This is a genomic window from Nocardia sp. NPDC060220 (assembly GCF_042727815.1).
Lineage (GTDB): Bacteria > Actinomycetota > Actinomycetes > Mycobacteriales > Mycobacteriaceae > Nocardia.
The window spans coordinates 1-16,243 of record NZ_JBHWZY010000043.1 but is presented as its reverse complement, the minus strand read 5'-3'; the positions used below and the strand labels follow the sequence as shown (position 1 = coordinate 16,243).

Sequence of the window (16,243 nt, the reverse complement as noted above, 5' to 3'; positions counted from 1 at the left end):
GCCTCCTCGACCAGCGGTGCCAGACCGGCGTGGGTCACGGTGACGCCCTTGGGCAGACCGGTGGAGCCGGAGGTGTAGATGAGGTAGGCGGGGTGGTCGACGCGCAGGGGTGAGCGGCGGTCGGCGTCGGTGATCGGTGTCGTCGGGTGGGTGGCGGTGACTCGGTCGAGGTCGTCGAGGGTGAGCCAGGTCAGGTCGTCGGGCAGGTCGCCGAGGTGCGCGGCGGCGGTGATGCCGAGTATCGCGCCCGAGTCGGTGACCAGGTGATGGAGGCGACGTGTGGGATTGCGCGGGTCCATCGGCACATACACCCCACCCGCCGCGGCGATGGCGAGCGCGGCCGCGACCATGTCGTAGGACCGGGGAAGGGCAACGGCGACAGCGACTTCGGGGCCGACGCCCTGTGCGATCAGTTCGCGGGCCCAGCGGGTGGTCCGCTCGGTCAGTTCGCCGTAGGTGATCGAACGGCCCTCGTGCCGAACGGCGATCCTGTCGAGGCCCAGCGCGTTGCCGCGTGCGACCAGGTCGGGGAACAGGGTGGAACCGGTGTCGGTGTTGCGCGCTGTGAGGGCCGATTTTTCCGCGGCATCGAGGACAGTGAGATCACCGACAGCGGTATCCGGGCGCTCGATCGCGTCCGTCAGCAGGCGAATCAGGCGCTGCGCGAACACGTCGACCGTTGCCCGGTCGAACAGCGCACTCGCGTAAACGAATTCGGCGGTGATGGGACCGGCCGGGCGGTCGCTGGCGGCGGCGACACCTGGTCGGTGGTCATCCGCGGCGCCTGATCGTCGATGGTCGTCGGAGCTCGGGGCGCGTAGCGACAGCACGAGGTCGCGCTCCACGGCAGCCACAGTCGGGCATTCGTCCGACATCACAGTGACCCGCACCAGTGGCCCCGCCGCGTCGCCGACGGCCTGGAGATTACTGTGCGACAACCCGTTTCGCCTGAATGCTCGCCGGGCGACCGTGGTCGCCTCAGCCAGCAGCTCGTCGACACAGGTCGCGCCGCACACCGGCAGTCGCAACACCAGGCGGGCATCCGGAGACTGCGGGCACGGGGTGTCGATCGCGATGTCTTCGGTGTTGGCCAGCCGGGCCAGCAGCACCGCGAAGGCCGTGTGCACGAGGCTGAAGACCGTCGTGTCGCGAGCATCGGCGAAGTCCCGCATGCGGTGATGGAGTTCGGCGGGAATCTCGAAGCCGATGCGGGCATCGGGCCGCACGGGGCCCGTGGGGCGGGCGCGATCTGTCGGGAGGTCCAGTTCGGCAGGCAGGTCCGCGAGGACGCGATGCCAGTAGCCGGCCTCCGCGATCGGATCGTTGTGCTGGTCGAGGGTGTCCAGGAGCTGTGCGGCGGTCTGATCGGGTGTGTGGAGGAAGGCGTCGAGGGTGGCGCGGAGGCGGTGCGCGAGAGCTTGTGCGATGCCGGTGTCGATCAGGTCCAGGCGGTACTGGAGGCCGACGCGAATCCCCTCGCCCACCTCGACACCCACGGCCACCGGGTAGTGCGTGGCGTTGGCGGCTCGAATATCGACGATCTCGAGGCCGTCGATGGAGCCGTGTGCGCGTCGCATTCCCTCGGTGTCGACCGGATAGGACTCGTAGGCCATGAGCGTGTCGAACAGCTCGCCCGTGCCCGCGGCCCGCTGGATCTCGGCGAGACCGAGGTGATGGCCGTCCAGCACGGCGATCTGCTCGGACTGTAGCTGCGACAACATGTTCCGCAACGGCTCGGACTCGGCGAAACGGACGCGAACGGGGATGGTGTTGGCGAAGAGTCCGACCATGGTGTCGACGCCGTCCAATTGTGGCGGGCGACCCGAGACCACCGCACCGAACACCACGTCGTCGCGGCCGAACGCACCGGCCAGCACCACACCCCATGCCGCTTGGAACAGGGTGTTGACCGTGACGTCGTTGGCCGCGGCGCAGGCCGCCAAGTCCTCGGCCTCCGCCGGTGACAGCTCGACGGTGCACATCCCGTGGCCCTCGCACGGCTCGGTCGGCGGCGCGACCGCGGTGGTCAGCAGGGTCGGGGTGTGCCCGGTCAACGCCTCGCGCCAGCCGCGCAACGCGGCGGAACGGTCTCGGCCCGCGAGCCAGGCGAGGTAGTCACGGTAGGGGCGTACCCGCGGCAGCACCGCCGGGGCGCCGTCGGTGGCGTAGCAGAGCAGTAGTTCCTGCATCAGCAACGGCATCGACCAGCCGTCGACGAGGAGGTGGTGCGCGGTCAACACCAGATGCATGCCGTGGGTGCGGCGGTACAGCGTGAAGCGCAGCAGCGGCGCAGTGGAGAGTTCGAAACCGATCCGCGCCTCGGCGGCCAGGAACTCGTCGGCATCGTCGAGTTCGGTGTCGATGATCTGCCACGGCACCGCAACACCCTCGGCCACGAAACCGACCGGCGTGCCCGCCGCCGACGATCCGAAGGCCGTGCGCAGGATCGCGTGGCGGTCGAGGACGGTTCGGGCGGCTCGGCGCAGGCGGTCGGTGTCGACCTCGCCGGTCAGCTCGACCGCGAGCTGGACCAGATACGGGTCGGCCGGCGACACCTGGGCGAGGAAGAACAGACCGAGCTGCAACGGCGCCAAGGGCAGCACATCGGTCAGGTGCGGGCGTTCGCGATGCCAGGTGTCGAGTTCTGCCTGGGTGACCTGGACCAGCGGCACGTCGGCGGGCGAGAGCCCACCGGCTGCCGGATCGCGCAGGTGTTCGGCGAGGATCGTCAGGGCCGCGGTCCAGCAGTCGGCCAGTTCGCGCACCGACGCCTCGTCGATGATGCCGGAGGCGTAGGAGAACGACGCGCGCAAAGTCAGGCCGGCGTCGGTACCGGTGGCCAGGGCGTTGATGTCGATGACGGCGGCAGCGGGCAGATCGGGGTCTTGTTCGGCGACGGGCTCGCCCCACCCGGCGGTGGGTAGCCAGCTGTGGTCGGTATCGCCGAGATCGCCCGCGGTGATCCGGCCCAGATAGTTGAAGCCGACCTGGCCGAGGGGGCCGTCGAGCCGCGATGCCGATTCCGGGTCCAGATGGCGGAGCATGCCGAAACCGATGCCCTTGTGCGGCACCGCACGCAGCTGTTCCTTGATGGCCTTGACGACGGCGGCCGTGGCGTCGCCACCGTGCCACGCGGCGTCGCCCTCGACCTCGCTCAGGTCGAGGGCGATCGGATACATGCTGGTGAACCAGCCGACCGTGCGGGTCAGATCGGCGCCGTCGACCGCGGACTGTTCGCGGCCGTGGCCTTCCAGACGGACGCGGGTCGTGGGGGCGTCGACACCGCGCCGGGCCCGCCACGTGCGCACAGCCATGGCCAGGGCGGCGAGCAAGCCGTCCTCGGCGCCCGCGCGGTACCGGGTGGGCAGGTCGGTCAGGATCGCCTGGGTGATGTCGGCGCGAACTTCGACGTTGATGGTTCGCACCGTCGAGGCGGTATCGCGGGAGTCGAGCGGGCGATCGCCGAGCAGCGGGTCGGGTACCGACAGGGTCCGGCGCCAGTGGTCGAGTTCCTCGCGCCTGCTCGGCGCCGCCTCGGTCAGGCCGTGCGCCCAGCGACGAAACGACGTGCCGACCGGGGGCAGCACGACACGTCGGCCGACCTGGGCCCCCGCGGCGACCAGGTCCGACAACAGGATTCGCCACGACACTCCGTCGATCGCCGCGTGGTTGGCGGCGACGACCAAACCGTCGGGGCCGTCCGGACGAGCGAGCCACGCGAAGCCGATCATCCGGTACGCCTGCGGGTCCAGCGCCGCGAGCACGGAATCCATCGCGGCGTCGGCGATCTCACCGAGCGCGTCGGTGCCCGCCGGGACATCGACGCGCTGGAGCAGGTCGCCCACGTCCACCGCGCCCGGCGGCAGAGTGTGCAGCTCCCACTGCCCGTCGACCTGTCGCAGACCAGCCCGCAGCATGTCGTGGTGGTCGATCACCGCGGTGAGGGTGTCCACCAGGGCATTTCGGTCGATACCAGCAGGCAGGGCCAACACCATCTGCTGGGTGAACCGGCCGAACACCCGCCCATCGGCCAGCGACGCGGCCAGCACCGGCGTCAACGGCATCATGCCCACACCGCCGCCGGGCAGTTCGGTCAACGTGGGCGCGGACTCGGCACCCACCACCGCCACCCGCGCCAGCCCGGCGACGGTGCGGTGCTCGAACACGGCCTGCGGGGTGAACGTGATGCCGGCATTGCGCGCGCGCGACACGAGCTGGATGGACAGAATGCTGTCACCACCGGCGGCGAAGAACGAATCCTCGGCACCGATCTGCTCCAGACCCAGGATCTGGGTGAACAGTTCGGCGATGGCGGTCTCGACCGGGCCCTCCGGCGCACGCGAACCCACAGCCCCGAAAACCGGTGCGGGCAGGGCGTTACGGTCGAGTTTGCCGTTGGGGGTCAACGGGATCTCGTCGAGGGTCATCAGGACGGTCGGCACCATATGGGCGGGCAGGGAGGTGCCCACGAAGCGCGCTACTGCGTCGGTGTCGATCGACTTGCCTTGCTGGGCAAGCACATACGACACCAGCACGGTCGCGCCCGAGTCGGCTTTCGTACCGAGGGTGACCGCGTACTCGATGTCGGGGTGGGCGGTGAGCGCGGCGTCGATCTCGCCGAGTTCGACGCGGAAACCGCGGATCTTGACCTGGAAATCGGAGCGGCCGAGGTATTCGATGTCACCGTCGGCGGTGCGCCGGACCAGGTCGCCGGTCCGGTACATGCGGGAATCGGTGAAAGGTGACGCGACGAATCGTTCAGCGGTGAGCGCGGGCCTGCCCCGATAACTCTGGGCCAGCGCGGGCCCGAACAGATACAGCTCACCCGCCACGCCCGCGGGAACCGGGCGCAGGCGCGAATCCAGCACTGTCGCACCGACTCCGGCGAATGCCGTGCCGATCGTGATGGGCTGTCCGGGCCGCAGTGCGGTGGTGCCGGTGGCGAGGATGGTGGCCTCGGTCGGGCCGTAGCCGTTGAAGAAGGCACGCCCGTCGGCCCAGCGCTCGACCAGGGTCGGGCCGAAAGCATCGCCCGCTACGACGACGACACGCAGGGCGTCCAGGTCGCGGGGGTCGACAGATTCCAACGCCGCCGGGGTGATCAGCAGGTGGGTCACGCGTTCGTGGCGCAGCAGCTCGGCGAGTTCGGGGCCGCCGAAGACCGTCGACGGTGAGACCACCAGCGTGGCACCGGAGTTGAATGCCACCAGCAGCTCGAGTACCGAGACGTCGAAGTTCGGCGAACACACGTGCAGCACGCGGTCGCCTTCGTCGACCGAATAGCGTTCCCGGGCGGCCGCGACCAAGGCACCGAGACCGGTGTGGGTGACGACCACGCCTTTGGGACGCCCGGTCGAACCGGAGGTATAGATGACATAGGCCGGGTGCTGATCGATCAGCGGACGAACTCGGTCGAGGTAGGAGATCGGGTGGGCGGGGTAGGTGGCGATGCGGTCGCGCTGGGCCGGGGCGTCGATGTCGAGCCAGTCGACCGAATCGCCCAGCATCTCCCGATGTGGCGTGCCGGTGAGACCGAGGACGGCGCCGGAGTCTTCGAGAAGATAGGCGATCCGCTCGGCAGGCAGCGCCGGATCGACAGGGACATAGGCAGCGCCGGTCTTGGCCACCGCCCACACCGCCGCCACCGACTCGATCGACCGGGTGAATCCGAGCGCGACGACATCGCCGGGACCGATGCCGCGCGCGATCAGGTCTCTGGCCAGTTGGGACGAGTACTCGTCGAGTTGGGTGTAGGTGAGTTCGCGGCGGGCACCGTCGACCGGGGTACAGGACACAGCGACGGCATCACCGGCGGTGTCGACCGCCGCGGTCAGCAGCTGAGGGAAGAGGGGAGCACTCGACTTTCGGTTGCCTCGACCGCGCGGCGCACGACGAACTTCACGTGGAGAGGTGCGCGCTTCACGCATTCGAGTACAACATCCTTCAGCTAACCGGCCCACAGCTCTGCGATGACCCACGAACCCTGTCGGATTCGGCCTACCGGGGCGGACCAGTGTCGAACAAGCAAGAAGGAGTCGATATCGGGGCGTTCGGCGACCATGACACCACATGTCACGCTGTCACGACCACATGACCGGTTTGTTTATCGACGCCGAGACCGAATCGACCAGAAATTTGTGCGGATGGCACAATGCCGTCGACGGTTTTTGTTCAACGGACGGAAGCGCGCATGGCGGCATACGGATCCCTGGTGTGGGTGGGACAGGCCCTGGGCCCGCGCGTCGACGCCATCACCGCCGACCTCATCCGGGTGACCGAGCAGATGATCCCGCTCAACGACGTCGCCGCCGATCTGGCCGAGATGCGAGCCGCCAGCATCGCCGAGAACATCGCCGCCGTGCAGTACGTGCTGGCGAACGGCATCGACCCGGCCACTGCAGGCCCGCCCCCCGGGGCCGCCGCCTACGCCCAACGGCTGGCCCGGCGCGGTGTGCCGCTGACGATCCTGCTGCGCGCCTACGGTCTCGGGCAGTACCGGATCCTCGACGCCGCGATCGGGCTCGTCCTCGCCGTTCCCGGCCCTGACCAGCCCGCCCGGATCGCCGAACTGCTCAAATTCGCGGGCACCTACCTGGATCGGCTCAATTCGTCGATGGGGCGGATCTACGAGGCCGAACGGGACCGCTGGCTCAGCAGCCGCCAAGCCGCACGCCAGCAATGGATCGCACGGTTGCTCGACAACGACGATGTCGATGTCGCCGCCGCCCAGGAAGTGCTGGGCTACCAACTCGATCAGTGGCACTACGCCACTGAAGTGTGGTCGACGGTCACCGGCGCGGAGGCTGTGCGCGCGCTCGAGCAGGCCCGACAGCTGCTCGCCGCGGCGATGGGCACCGGTGGCGCCGAATTGGTCGCCGCGTCGGGAGACCGCGCCATGTGCCTGTGGTTCCCGACCGGACAGCCCTGCGCGGTCGAGGAACTCACCGCCCAACTCGCGGCTTCCGGCTTGCCGATACGGGTAGCGCTCGGGCCGGTCGGCCAGGGGCTGCCGGGCTTCCGGCGCTCGGCCCGCAGCGCGGCACGGGCCAAGGCGCTCGTCGTCTCGGCCGGGGAGACCGCGCCCACTGTGGTCGACTACGACACGATCGCGCCCTTCGCGCTGCTGTCCGACGATCCCGACGAGCTGACCGGCCTCGTCCACCGCGTCCTCGGATCGCTGGCAGGCGACGGCGCCAAAGTAGAACTTTTGCGCAACACCCTCGAGGTGTTCCTCGCCGAAGGCGCCAGCTACTCGCGCACCGCCCGCGTCCTCGACGTCCACCGCAACACCGTCCAGTACCGCATCCAACAGGTCACCGGCCGCTACGGCATCGCCGTCGACACCGACACCTTCGAACTACGCTTCGCCCTGGGCATCTGCCGCTGGTACCCCCACGTCCTGACTCGGACAATCTGAGCCCAGCTGGTTTGTGCGGGATGCACAGCCGGGCGGGCGCGACCATCGGGTCGGTGATCAGCTCGCCGCCGTCCGACGTGTCATCGCCCGAATCGGGTGGGAATGGCACTGACAGTGGCGATCTCGACCGCAGACACTCATGATGGTCTGAAGAAGGACGAACGAGGTGGGGGAATGAACAAGAAACTGATCGCCGCTGTCGCGGCGCTGTTCGCAGGTGCCATCGCAGTGACCGGATGCTCGAGCGACGCCGACGTGGTCTCCAAGAACCTGTCCAAGGAATCGGACCAGTTCAAGATCAACCGACGCGTGGTGTTCTTCAACGGGATCACCGACAAGTACCTGCTGTCCATCGAGGGCAAGTGCTCGATCAAGGACGAGAACAACCAGCTCGAGGTGACGTGCAAGACCGGCGATGACGAATACAAGAAGCACTTTCTCGGCCTCTCGGACAACGTGAGCTACTTCGTCGAACAGCTCGAGGCCGCCGAGGTGAGTCGCTACCACTACAAGGTCATCTTCAAGCCCGAGGTCATCATCGCCGACGTCGACCGCCCCTGAGCGTGTACACAGGCCTGCGGGCGTTCCCGATGAGCGGGAACACAGGCACGCGGTGACCGCGTTCCGCGCCTACGGTGGCGACCGCGGGACGTAGCGGACGCTCACAGCCATTCGAGCTTCTTCACGTCTGATCTGTCGATTCGACCAAGGAGCTCGATGTCTGCAACACCGCCGTCCGACGACCCGGCCCGCCACCTCGCACGGTTGGCGGCGATCGAGTCGATCACCGCGCTCAAGCACCGCTATTTCCGTGCCTGCGATGCCAAAGACCCGGTCGGGTTCCGTGACTGTTTCGTCGCGGCCGGGTCGGTGCTGGACTACGGCACGCTCGGTACGACCGACGCCGACGGCATGGCCGCGGTCTTCGCCTCGATCGCGCTGCAGCAGGTGGACGGCAAGAACGCGATCCTCGACATGCACCACGGCGTGCACCCCGACATCACCGTGCGCGAGGACGGCACGGCCAGCGGCCGGTGGACGCTGCGCTTTCGCCAGGTCAACCTGATCGAGCGCACCGAAACCGTCGCCACCGGTGAGTACGCCGACGAATACCGGGTGCAGGACGGGCACTGGAAGATCGCGACATGCACGTTCCACCAGTTGTGGGCGATCACCCGCCCCCTCGATGACGCCACCCGGATCGCGCAGTAGGAGCGGACATGTCGAAGATCGCTCTGGTGACCGGCGCCAGCCGTGGCGTCGGCAAGGGAATCGCGCTGGCACTGGGCGCAGCAGGCTGGACGGTGTATCTGACCGGGCGCGGCACCGAAGGTGACGGCGGCCCCCTGGAAGTCGCGGCCGCTGAGGTGAGCGCTCGAGGTGGCGCCGGCATCGCCGTGCGCTGCGACCACCGCGACGACGCGCAGATCGCCGCGGTGTTCACTCGCATCACCGCCGAGCAGGGCGGGCTCGACCTGCTGGTCAACAACGTCTGGGCCAATCCCGACGGTTTCGCCGGATTCAGTGATCCGTTCTGGCGACGGCCCGTCGCCGACTGGGACACTCTGATCGGTGTCGGCCTGCGCGCGCACTACGTGGCCTCGGTCGAAGCGGCACGGCTCATGGTGCCTCGCGGTAGCGGCGTCATCGCCAACATCTCCTTGTTCGGCACCCGCGGCTACCTGCACTCGGTGCTGTACGGAATGTCGAAGGCCGGCCTGGACAAGATGGCGGCCGACATGGCCGTAGAACTGCGCGACACCGGCGTGAGCACGCTGTCGCTGTGGCCCGGCATCGTGCGCACCGAGCAGGTCCTGGCACTGGGTGTCGAGGACATCGAGGGGTTCCCGATCGCCGACGCGGAGACACCGGAATTCGTCGGCCGGGTCGTCCTGGCCCTGGCCACCGATCCCGAGGTCGGCGCGCGCAGCGGCAGTACGGTGATCACGGCCGAGGCCGCCGTCGACTACGGGATCACCGATATCGATGGCGGACAACCGGTCTCGCATCGCGCGGCATTCGGTGGCGGTGCGCTCTTCGGCGTCCGTTGAGGCGGCAGTCGTGGCTCCCGCTGGGCGGGAGACCCGCATGCGGCGAAAGACGCGGCGCCGCTAGCTTTCCCCCATGATGCAACTGACTCTTCTCGACGGTGTCACACTGGTCTTCGGTGGCAGTGGCGGCCTCGGCCGCGCCGTCGCCGCGGACTTCGCACGGGCGGGCGGTGACGTGGCGATCTGCTACCGCAGCAAACAATCCGTCGCCGAGACCACCGTGGCCGAATTGCGTGCGCTCGGCGGGCGGGCCAGCGCCCATCAGGTCGATGTCCGCGACACGGCCGCCGTCGACCGGGTGATCGCGGAGGTGATCGCCGAGCACGGACGGATCCGCACGCTGGTGTGGGGTGCCGGCCCGGTCGTCGACCAGATCACCCTCGCCGACACCGAACCCGACCGCTACCGGCAGTCGATCGAGGTGGAAGCGCTCGGCATGTTCACCGCCGTGCACGCCGTGCTGCCGCATCTGCGCGAACACGGCGGCGGCTCGGTGATCCACCTCGGCTCCGCCGGTGACCGGTGGTGGCCCCGGCTCGACGGTCTGTCCGTGCTGCCCAAGGCCGCCAACGAGGCGCTGGTCCGCGGCATCGCGAAAGAGGAAGGCAGGCACAATATCCGCGCCAATTCGGTGCTGGTCGGCGTCATCGAGGCAGGCATGTTCCTCGAGCTGAAAGCCACGGGCGTGGTCGACGCGGCCTGGGAGGCCGAAGCCCGCCGCTTCGTGCCGATGAAGCGATGGGGCACGGCGGCCGACATCGGCGCCGCCTGCGTGTTCCTGGCCTCCGAACAGGCAGGGTACATCACCGGTCAGCAACTGTCGGTCTCCGGCGGTTTCGGCATCTGAACTGACGCGGGCAGACCCGGTCTGCCCGCGTACGGTGGGGGTCAGTCCGCGGAAAGACCGGGCCGGACGATGATCTTCACGTGATCCTGTGGGCTACGCAGGGTCGTGAACGCGTCCGCGACACCGCCGAGATCCACGCGCGCGGTGATGATCGCCTCCGCGTCGATCGACCCGGCCGCCAGCCGCCGCAGCGTGATGTCATAGGCGTCCTGGTAGGGCCCGTGACCGAAATTGACGGCGATGCGCCGGAATTGGGGCACGACGGGGGTGATGGTTTCGGCCGTGAATCCGGCGGCGAGCACCTGGATCCGCGAATTGAACGGCATCTGATGGGTGAGCTCGTTCAGTATCCCGGCACGCCCACTGCATTCGTAGGCGATCAGGATTCCGTTCGCGGCCGCACCGACAACGGAGCCGGCGTCGGCGTCGGCGACCAGGGCGTTCCACACCTCGATGAGATTCTGCTCGGTCGGATCGACGACGATGTCGGCGCCCATGAGCGTCGCCAGTTCCCGGCGCCGAGGCGAGGGCTCGGAGGCGATCACCATCCTCGCGCCACGAGCCTTGGCCGCGACGACGGCGCCCAAACCGATGGTCCCACAGCCGATCACCAGCGCCGAGTCCGCGGCGGTGAGCCCCGACTGCTGGACGTGCATCTCACCCACGTGCAGGGGCTCGGCGAGGGTCGCATGGTCCAGTCGCAGGTCGTCGGGGACTGCGCGCACCCAGCACGCATCGACGATGATCGCCTCACCGAACGCCCCGTGGTAGGTGTTGGAGTAGCCGATGATCGTCGGGATACCGGTCGCGGCATCGGTGGCCAAGCCGATACCCGCCACCCGGTCGCCCACCGCGAAATCGGTGACCCCGGCACCGAGCTCGGTGATCACCCCGGCGTACTCGTGCCCGAGCACCACCGGTCGTTCGGTGTCGAACGCGGCCAGCGGGTACCCGCCCGCCTCGGCGACTTCGACGAAGCGGCACGCATCCTTGGACACCGACAGGTCACTGCCACAGATTCCGCAGGCAGCCACCGCTATGCGAACCTGGCCGGGACCGGTCTCGGGCAGTTCGGGTACCTCGCCGACGGTGAATTCTCCGTCGAGGAATCGCACGGCGCGCATCCTCACGCTCCCGTCACGGCGTCGGCGCCGTAGTAGTCGGTGGTGGCCTCGGTGATCGCGGTGACCAGCTGCCCGATCAGCAACTCGCGGTGATCCTCGGCGAACTGGAGGCTGGCCCGGCGTCCGGCATTGCGATTCTTGAAGTGTGGGACGACCTCGGAGGCGAACAGGTCGTAGCTGCGTTTGGTGTCCTCCCAATCGGCCATGTCCACGTGCAGGATCAGCAACGTGCCGAATCCGCCGGTCTTGTCGATCAACCGCTGGATCTGCGCGATGGCCTCGTCCGGTGTGCCGATGACGGCCTGCCCGAACTCACCGAGCGTGTCGTTGCGCCACTGCTCGACGATCCCGTGAGAGGTCCGCGCCCAGTCCGGGCGCTGCCCGGTCTGCCGGTTGACGTAAGCAGCCATGGACCCGATGCGCCGCGAGACCGCGCGCTCGGCATCGGCGCGCGATTCGGCCAAGAACATCGGGGTGACCAGCCGCCAGTTCGCCCGATCGGCGAGATGACCGTGCTCGGCACAGGTTTTCTCGTACACGCCCCAATTGCGTTCCAGCGCCGCGAAACCGGTCGGCGAACCCGCGGCCAGTGACAGCAACGACAATCCGTGCGTTCCCGCCAGGACCGATCCGTTCGGGGAGATGGTGGACGCGGTGGCCACCTCGATACCGGCCGGGTCGTAGGTGGGCAGCTGGGCCCGTGCATCGCGCAGGGTGAACCAGTCGGTCTGCATGTCGACGACATCGCCACGAAGCAGCCCCAGGATCGCCTCGAGTGCTTCGCCCTGGCGACGGCGCTGATCGGATGGGTTGATGCCCATCATGTGCGCGTCGAGGGGGATCTTGCCCGGCCCCGTGCCGAAGATGACCCGGCCGCGGGTCTGCAGGTCGAGTTGGGTGATGCGGTCGACGGTGACCAGCGGGTGATGGTAGGGCAGCGACACCACCCCGGTACCGAACCGGATGCGGTGGGTGCGTTCGGCCGACGCGGCGATGAACAGGTCCGGCGCGGGCACGATCTCGGCGCCGGTGGAATGGTGCTCGCCCATCCACGCCTCATCGAATCCGAGATGGTCGAGGTGCTCCATCAGGTCGATGTCGCGACGCAGCTGCAGGGCTGGGTCGGCGTCGAGCGGGTGATAGGGAGCCAGAAAGGCGCCGAATCTGATCGAACTGGGGCTCCACATGGTGCGTCTCCTCGTCGAAACGGTGCGGTGAGCGGGCTCACGGCGTCGTCCTCAGCTTCGACTTGGATCAACTGATCCAGAAGTGCTTCTCCCGATCAGCGGGAAATGCTGCGATTCACCGAAGAAGCAACCGATTCGACTGTTGACACCGGCCGTATCAGATGTCGATGATTGGATCAGTTGATCCAATTTTCCCGGCGGTCACCGGCGCCGATTCGCGAGGAGTCCGACCATGTTTCTCGACATCGATCCGCGGCGGAAGCCACCGGTCACGCTGGCCCAGTCCACCGACTTCGACTCGCTGTCGGTACTCGTCCACGCGACACCCGAAACAGTGCGCCTCCACGATGTACTCCTCGGCTGGGGCGAATTCGACGGCACCCACGTGTGGCTGAGCACGCAGCGCCTCGAAGACGAACTCGGCGACCACTTCGGCGCCGACCTGACCTGGCGGGAACGATTCACCGCCATGCTCGACTACGCCCTGGCCAAGGGCTGGTTCGACGAGTCCGGCCTGAGCGTCCGCGCGCACTGCCGCTGGCAGACCCTATGACCGGCACAGTCGACACGAATCCGACCGCTCCGGTCGCCAATCGCCAGGGAAACGCGACGCGCACGCGTTTGGTGAAGACCGCCGAGCGACTCTTCGCCACACACGGCGTCGACGCGGTCTCGGTCCGCGCGGTCAACGCCGCCGCCGGGCTGGGCCCCGCCTCGGTCAACTACCACTTCGGCACGAAAGACGACCTGCTGGCCGCGGTGCTGCTGGACCTCGGAGCCGGTGTGCGCGACCGCATCCGCGCCAACGTCGACGCGCTCGCCGGCCGCGAGCACGCGCCGACCGTCGACGAACTCGTCGGCGCCGTCACCGACCCGTACCGGGAACTGCTCTCGCGCCACCGCACTCGCGGCATGCGCTGGATCGCTATCGTCGCCCAGATGTCGGCACAGAACCACCCCGCGCTCGACGCCGCCGAACAAGACCTCCGCGCGGTGCTGCTGCACCAGGTCCGGCGCACCTTTCCCGACACCGACCCCATCCGGCTCGAACAGCGCTGGGCCACCGCGCTCATGGTCTTCCTCCAGGCACTGAGCCGAGCCGAGGAATGGAACCACCGCCGCGGCGCGATCCCCAGCGCCGACGACCTGGTCCACTTCTTCGACGACCAGGTGACCTACCTGGCAGGCGGCCTGATCCGGCTACTCACCTGAGGTCTCGCAGGCACGAGCTGGTCACAGCATGCGCTGCCTGCCGTACGCGGCGAACTCCGACTCCACCGACCGCCGGTCCGCCTCGGTCATGCGCCCGTAGACCGGTCGGCCACGCCCCACCCACCGGTACACCGGTTCATCGGTGCGCCACGCCTGCTCTTGCAGTTCGCGTTTGAGCACCTTGTTCGACCCCGTCACCGGAAGATTCGCCGAGACGCGCAGCAGCCGGGGGAGACCTTTGCCGCCGAGATCGGATTGCGCACAGAGGAATTCGGTGAACGCGTCGACATCGAAACCACCCGGATCGGCGACCTCGACGGCGGCCATCACCTGATCGCCCGAACGCGGATCGGGCACCCCGAACACGGCGGCGGCGATGACAGCGGGATGACGGCGCAGAACCTGCTCGATCATCAGCGCCGAGGTGTTCTCGCCGTCCACCCGGATCCAGTCGCCCTTGCGACCGGCGAAGTACAGGAATCCACCGGTGTCGATATAGCCCAGATCCCCGGTCCAATACCAGCCGTTGCGCAGACGGTCGGCGTCGGCGACCTCGTTCTTGTAGTAGCCCTCGAACGCGAGCGCACCGGCCTTGTCGATCATCTCCCCGATGGCCTCATCAGGGTTGAGTACCCGGCCGTACTCGTCGAGCTCGGCCCGTGCGCACTCCCGCAACGAATCCGGATTCACCACCGCCACACCGAGATGCGCCGGCCTGCCGAGCGCAGCGGGCGGCGCGGCCGGATCCAGGGCGGCCAGGCTCGGGCCCTCGCTGGAGCCGTACCCCTCGAACAGCTGCGCGTCGAAACGGCGCCGGAACTCGTCCTGATCGGCCACCGACGCCTCGGTACCGAATCCGCGCACCAGCGAATTGTCGGAATCCGTTGCGGTTTCGGGCGTGGCCAGCAGATACCCCAGCGCCTTGCCGACATAGGTGAAATAGGTCGCCCCGAAGTACCGAACATCCGGAAGGAACTGCGACGCAGAGAATTTCGGCGTCAGGCAGACCGTCGCACCGACCGACAACGCAGGCGCCCACAACGCCATGATCGCATTGCCGTGAAACAGCGGCATACAGCAGTAGTCCACGTCCTCGCGCACATGCCCGAACTTGGCCGTCGCCGCGTAGGCAACCACCGACAGACGGCGCTGAGTGCACCGCACCGCCTTCGACGCACCGGTGGTGCCGGACGTGAACAGCAACAGCAGCAGCGAGTCCGGCCCACCCACCGCCGCAGGCGGCACCCGGCAGGCATCGATCCGGGCGCCATAGCCTGGATCATCGACCAGCAGGAACCGATCCTCGGCCAGATCGAGATCCAGCTGCCGCAGCCGCGCCATCCCCGCGGCATCGGTGACGATCAACTGACAGTCGACATACCCGATATCGGCAGCCAATTGGGCGTCGCCCCGGGTCGGATTGAGACCCGCCACCGTCGCACCCGCCAAAGCCGCCGCGCCCAGCCAGAAGACGAAATCGGGCACATTGTCCAACAGCACCCCGATATGGAACGGGCCGTCGCGGCGCAGGGTGCGGGCAAGCTCCGCACGGGCAGCCGACTCCCGGACCACCGCATCCCAGCTCCACTCTGCGTCGCGGGTGCGCAGGCCGAGCCGCTGGTCGCCGAGCCGGTCGAGCAGCATGCACGCGATGTCCGCCCGGCGCGCGCCCGTCACTCCGACCCCGGGTAGATCAGTTTCAGGAAACCCTTGTTCACCACACAATGATCATCGACAACCAGCCGATTCAGCTCGGATTCGAGCACGTTGCTGCCGCCTGCCATTCCGAGCACCGTGCGGTGCCGCTCGTTTGTGGTGGTGGCCGAGCGCTGCTCGAGCGGCGCCCAGGTACTGCCCGGCTCGACGATCGCCATGGTGAGACTCCTGTTTCGGTAGCCGCCGACTCGGTTCAGGACGCAGCGGGAGGCGCGGCCGCGGCGACACCGGCGCGGCGACCGAAGAAGGTGCCGTCGCCGAGCGACGTGCCGCTGATGTAGCCCCACGAATGCAGGCCCGACGTGGCCCTGCCCGCGGCGTACAGACCCGGGATCGGTGCGCTGTCCAAGTCGAGGACTTGGCCGTCGACCGTCGTGTGCAGACCACCGATGGTGAACACCTCAGCTCCGCCACGCCCCGCTTCGCCGTACTCGGGCGGAGCGATGCCACGCCGGACGTCGATCGCGGCGAACGGCGACCGCAGCGGCCGCAGCCAGTACGCCGCCTTGTGGAAGTAAGGGTCGTGCCCGTCGGCCGCGTGCCGGTTGTATTCGGCGACCGTCGTCGCCAGCGCGCCGGGCGGCATGCCGATCTGCTGTTCGAGGTCGTCGAGAGTCTCGGCCACGAAATGCGGTTGGACGCCCCACCGTTCGTTCTCCTGTACTACCTCGTATGCCTGCTCGTCCAGG

General features: G+C 68.2%; 13 protein-coding genes. 7 read left to right on the top strand and 6 right to left on the bottom strand.

Translation table 11 applies throughout. The features are described 5' to 3' along the window. The coding region (locus ACFWF3_RS03810) for an amino acid adenylation domain-containing protein (protein WP_379312323.1) at window positions 1–5,927 on the bottom strand (5,927 nt) is incomplete at its 3' end. 263 nt (window positions 5,928–6,190) lie between these two features. On the opposite strand from ACFWF3_RS03810, the gene ACFWF3_RS03805 reads away from it, so the two are divergent. The 5 genes from ACFWF3_RS03805 (at window position 6,191) to ACFWF3_RS03785 (ending at window position 10,315) form a co-directional block, all read left to right on the top strand. Then, on the top strand, window positions 6,191–7,417 hold the full coding sequence (locus ACFWF3_RS03805) for a PucR family transcriptional regulator (RefSeq protein WP_379312322.1): 1,227 nt from the start codon (window positions 6,191–6,193) through the stop codon (window positions 7,415–7,417). Window positions 7,418–7,591: 174 nt separating this feature from the next. Next, entirely contained in the window at window positions 7,592–7,978 is a 387-nt protein-coding gene (locus tag ACFWF3_RS03800) for a hypothetical protein (protein ID WP_378991765.1), read from the top strand. 156 nt (window positions 7,979–8,134) lie between these two features. Then, window positions 8,135–8,629: a nuclear transport factor 2 family protein gene (locus ACFWF3_RS03795; protein WP_378991766.1), complete on the top strand. Its 495-nt coding sequence runs from the start codon at window positions 8,135–8,137 to the stop codon at window positions 8,627–8,629. An 8-nt stretch (window positions 8,630–8,637) separates the two neighbouring features. After that, window positions 8,638–9,468, top strand: a complete 831-nt coding sequence (locus tag ACFWF3_RS03790) for an SDR family NAD(P)-dependent oxidoreductase (protein ID WP_379312321.1) — start codon at window positions 8,638–8,640, stop codon at window positions 9,466–9,468. A 73-nt stretch (window positions 9,469–9,541) separates the two neighbouring features. Next, on the top strand, window positions 9,542–10,315 hold the full coding sequence (locus tag ACFWF3_RS03785; protein ID WP_379312320.1) for an SDR family NAD(P)-dependent oxidoreductase: 774 nt from the start codon (window positions 9,542–9,544) through the stop codon (window positions 10,313–10,315). Window positions 10,316–10,356: 41 nt separating this feature from the next. Here the strand turns inward: ACFWF3_RS03785 and ACFWF3_RS03780 are convergent, their stop codons facing one another. Together ACFWF3_RS03780 and ACFWF3_RS03775 are read right to left on the bottom strand one after the other, a co-directional pair. Further along, window positions 10,357–11,439, bottom strand: a complete 1,083-nt coding sequence (locus ACFWF3_RS03780; RefSeq protein WP_379312319.1) for an alcohol dehydrogenase catalytic domain-containing protein — start codon at window positions 11,437–11,439, stop codon at window positions 10,357–10,359. Between the two features lie 2 nt (window positions 11,440–11,441). Then, window positions 11,442–12,626, bottom strand: coding sequence for an LLM class flavin-dependent oxidoreductase (locus ACFWF3_RS03775; RefSeq protein WP_379312318.1), 1,185 nt, complete (start codon window positions 12,624–12,626; stop codon window positions 11,442–11,444). Window positions 12,627–12,858: 232 nt separating this feature from the next. Between ACFWF3_RS03775 and ACFWF3_RS03770 the strand changes: the two genes are divergently transcribed. Both ACFWF3_RS03770 and ACFWF3_RS03765 read left to right on the top strand, forming a co-directional pair. Then, entirely contained in the window at window positions 12,859–13,179 is a 321-nt protein-coding gene (locus ACFWF3_RS03770; RefSeq protein ID WP_379312317.1) for a hypothetical protein, read from the top strand. Next, window positions 13,176–13,838 carry a TetR/AcrR family transcriptional regulator gene (locus ACFWF3_RS03765; protein WP_379312316.1) on the top strand — a complete coding sequence of 221 codons (663 nt, stop codon included), beginning with the start codon at window positions 13,176–13,178 and terminating at the stop codon, window positions 13,836–13,838. The genes ACFWF3_RS03770 and ACFWF3_RS03765 overlap by 4 nt, the downstream gene beginning before the upstream one ends. A gap of 21 nt (window positions 13,839–13,859) precedes the next feature. On the opposite strand, the gene ACFWF3_RS03760 is transcribed toward ACFWF3_RS03765, so the two are convergent. The 3 genes from ACFWF3_RS03760 to ACFWF3_RS03750 form a co-directional block, all read right to left on the bottom strand. Beyond that, window positions 13,860–15,482 carry an AMP-binding protein gene (locus ACFWF3_RS03760; protein WP_379312324.1) on the bottom strand — a complete coding sequence of 541 codons (1,623 nt, stop codon included), beginning with the start codon at window positions 15,480–15,482 and terminating at the stop codon, window positions 13,860–13,862. Window positions 15,483–15,511: 29 nt separating this feature from the next. Then, window positions 15,512–15,712, bottom strand: a complete 201-nt coding sequence (locus tag ACFWF3_RS03755) for a hypothetical protein (RefSeq protein ID WP_379312315.1) — start codon at window positions 15,710–15,712, stop codon at window positions 15,512–15,514. Window positions 15,713–15,747: 35 nt separating this feature from the next. Further along, the coding region (locus ACFWF3_RS03750) for an FAD-binding protein (RefSeq protein ID WP_379312314.1) at window positions 15,748–16,243 on the bottom strand (496 nt) is incomplete at its 5' end.

Excerpts from the sequence above, each read along its gene's own strand:
- ACFWF3_RS03765 (WP_379312316.1), top strand. The coding sequence starts at position 13,176 with ATGACCGGCACAGTCGACACGAATCCGACCGCTCCGGTCGCCAATCGC.
- ACFWF3_RS03790 (WP_379312321.1), top strand. The coding sequence starts at position 8,638 with ATGTCGAAGATCGCTCTGGTGACCGGCGCCAGCCGTGGCGTCGGCAAG.
- ACFWF3_RS03800 (WP_378991765.1), top strand. The coding sequence starts at position 7,592 with ATGAACAAGAAACTGATCGCCGCTGTCGCGGCGCTGTTCGCAGGTGCC.
- ACFWF3_RS03775 (WP_379312318.1), bottom strand. The coding sequence starts at position 12,626 with ATGTGGAGCCCCAGTTCGATCAGATTCGGCGCCTTTCTGGCTCCCTAT.
- ACFWF3_RS03795 (WP_378991766.1), top strand. The coding sequence starts at position 8,135 with ATGTCTGCAACACCGCCGTCCGACGACCCGGCCCGCCACCTCGCACGG.
- ACFWF3_RS03785 (WP_379312320.1), top strand. The coding sequence starts at position 9,542 with ATGATGCAACTGACTCTTCTCGACGGTGTCACACTGGTCTTCGGTGGC.
- ACFWF3_RS03770 (WP_379312317.1), top strand. The coding sequence starts at position 12,859 with ATGTTTCTCGACATCGATCCGCGGCGGAAGCCACCGGTCACGCTGGCC.
- ACFWF3_RS03755 (WP_379312315.1), bottom strand. The coding sequence starts at position 15,712 with ATGGCGATCGTCGAGCCGGGCAGTACCTGGGCGCCGCTCGAGCAGCGC.
- ACFWF3_RS03780 (WP_379312319.1), bottom strand. The coding sequence starts at position 11,439 with ATGCGCGCCGTGCGATTCCTCGACGGAGAATTCACCGTCGGCGAGGTA.
- ACFWF3_RS03805 (WP_379312322.1), top strand. The coding sequence starts at position 6,191 with ATGGCGGCATACGGATCCCTGGTGTGGGTGGGACAGGCCCTGGGCCCG.
- ACFWF3_RS03760 (WP_379312324.1), bottom strand. The coding sequence starts at position 15,482 with ATGCTGCTCGACCGGCTCGGCGACCAGCGGCTCGGCCTGCGCACCCGC.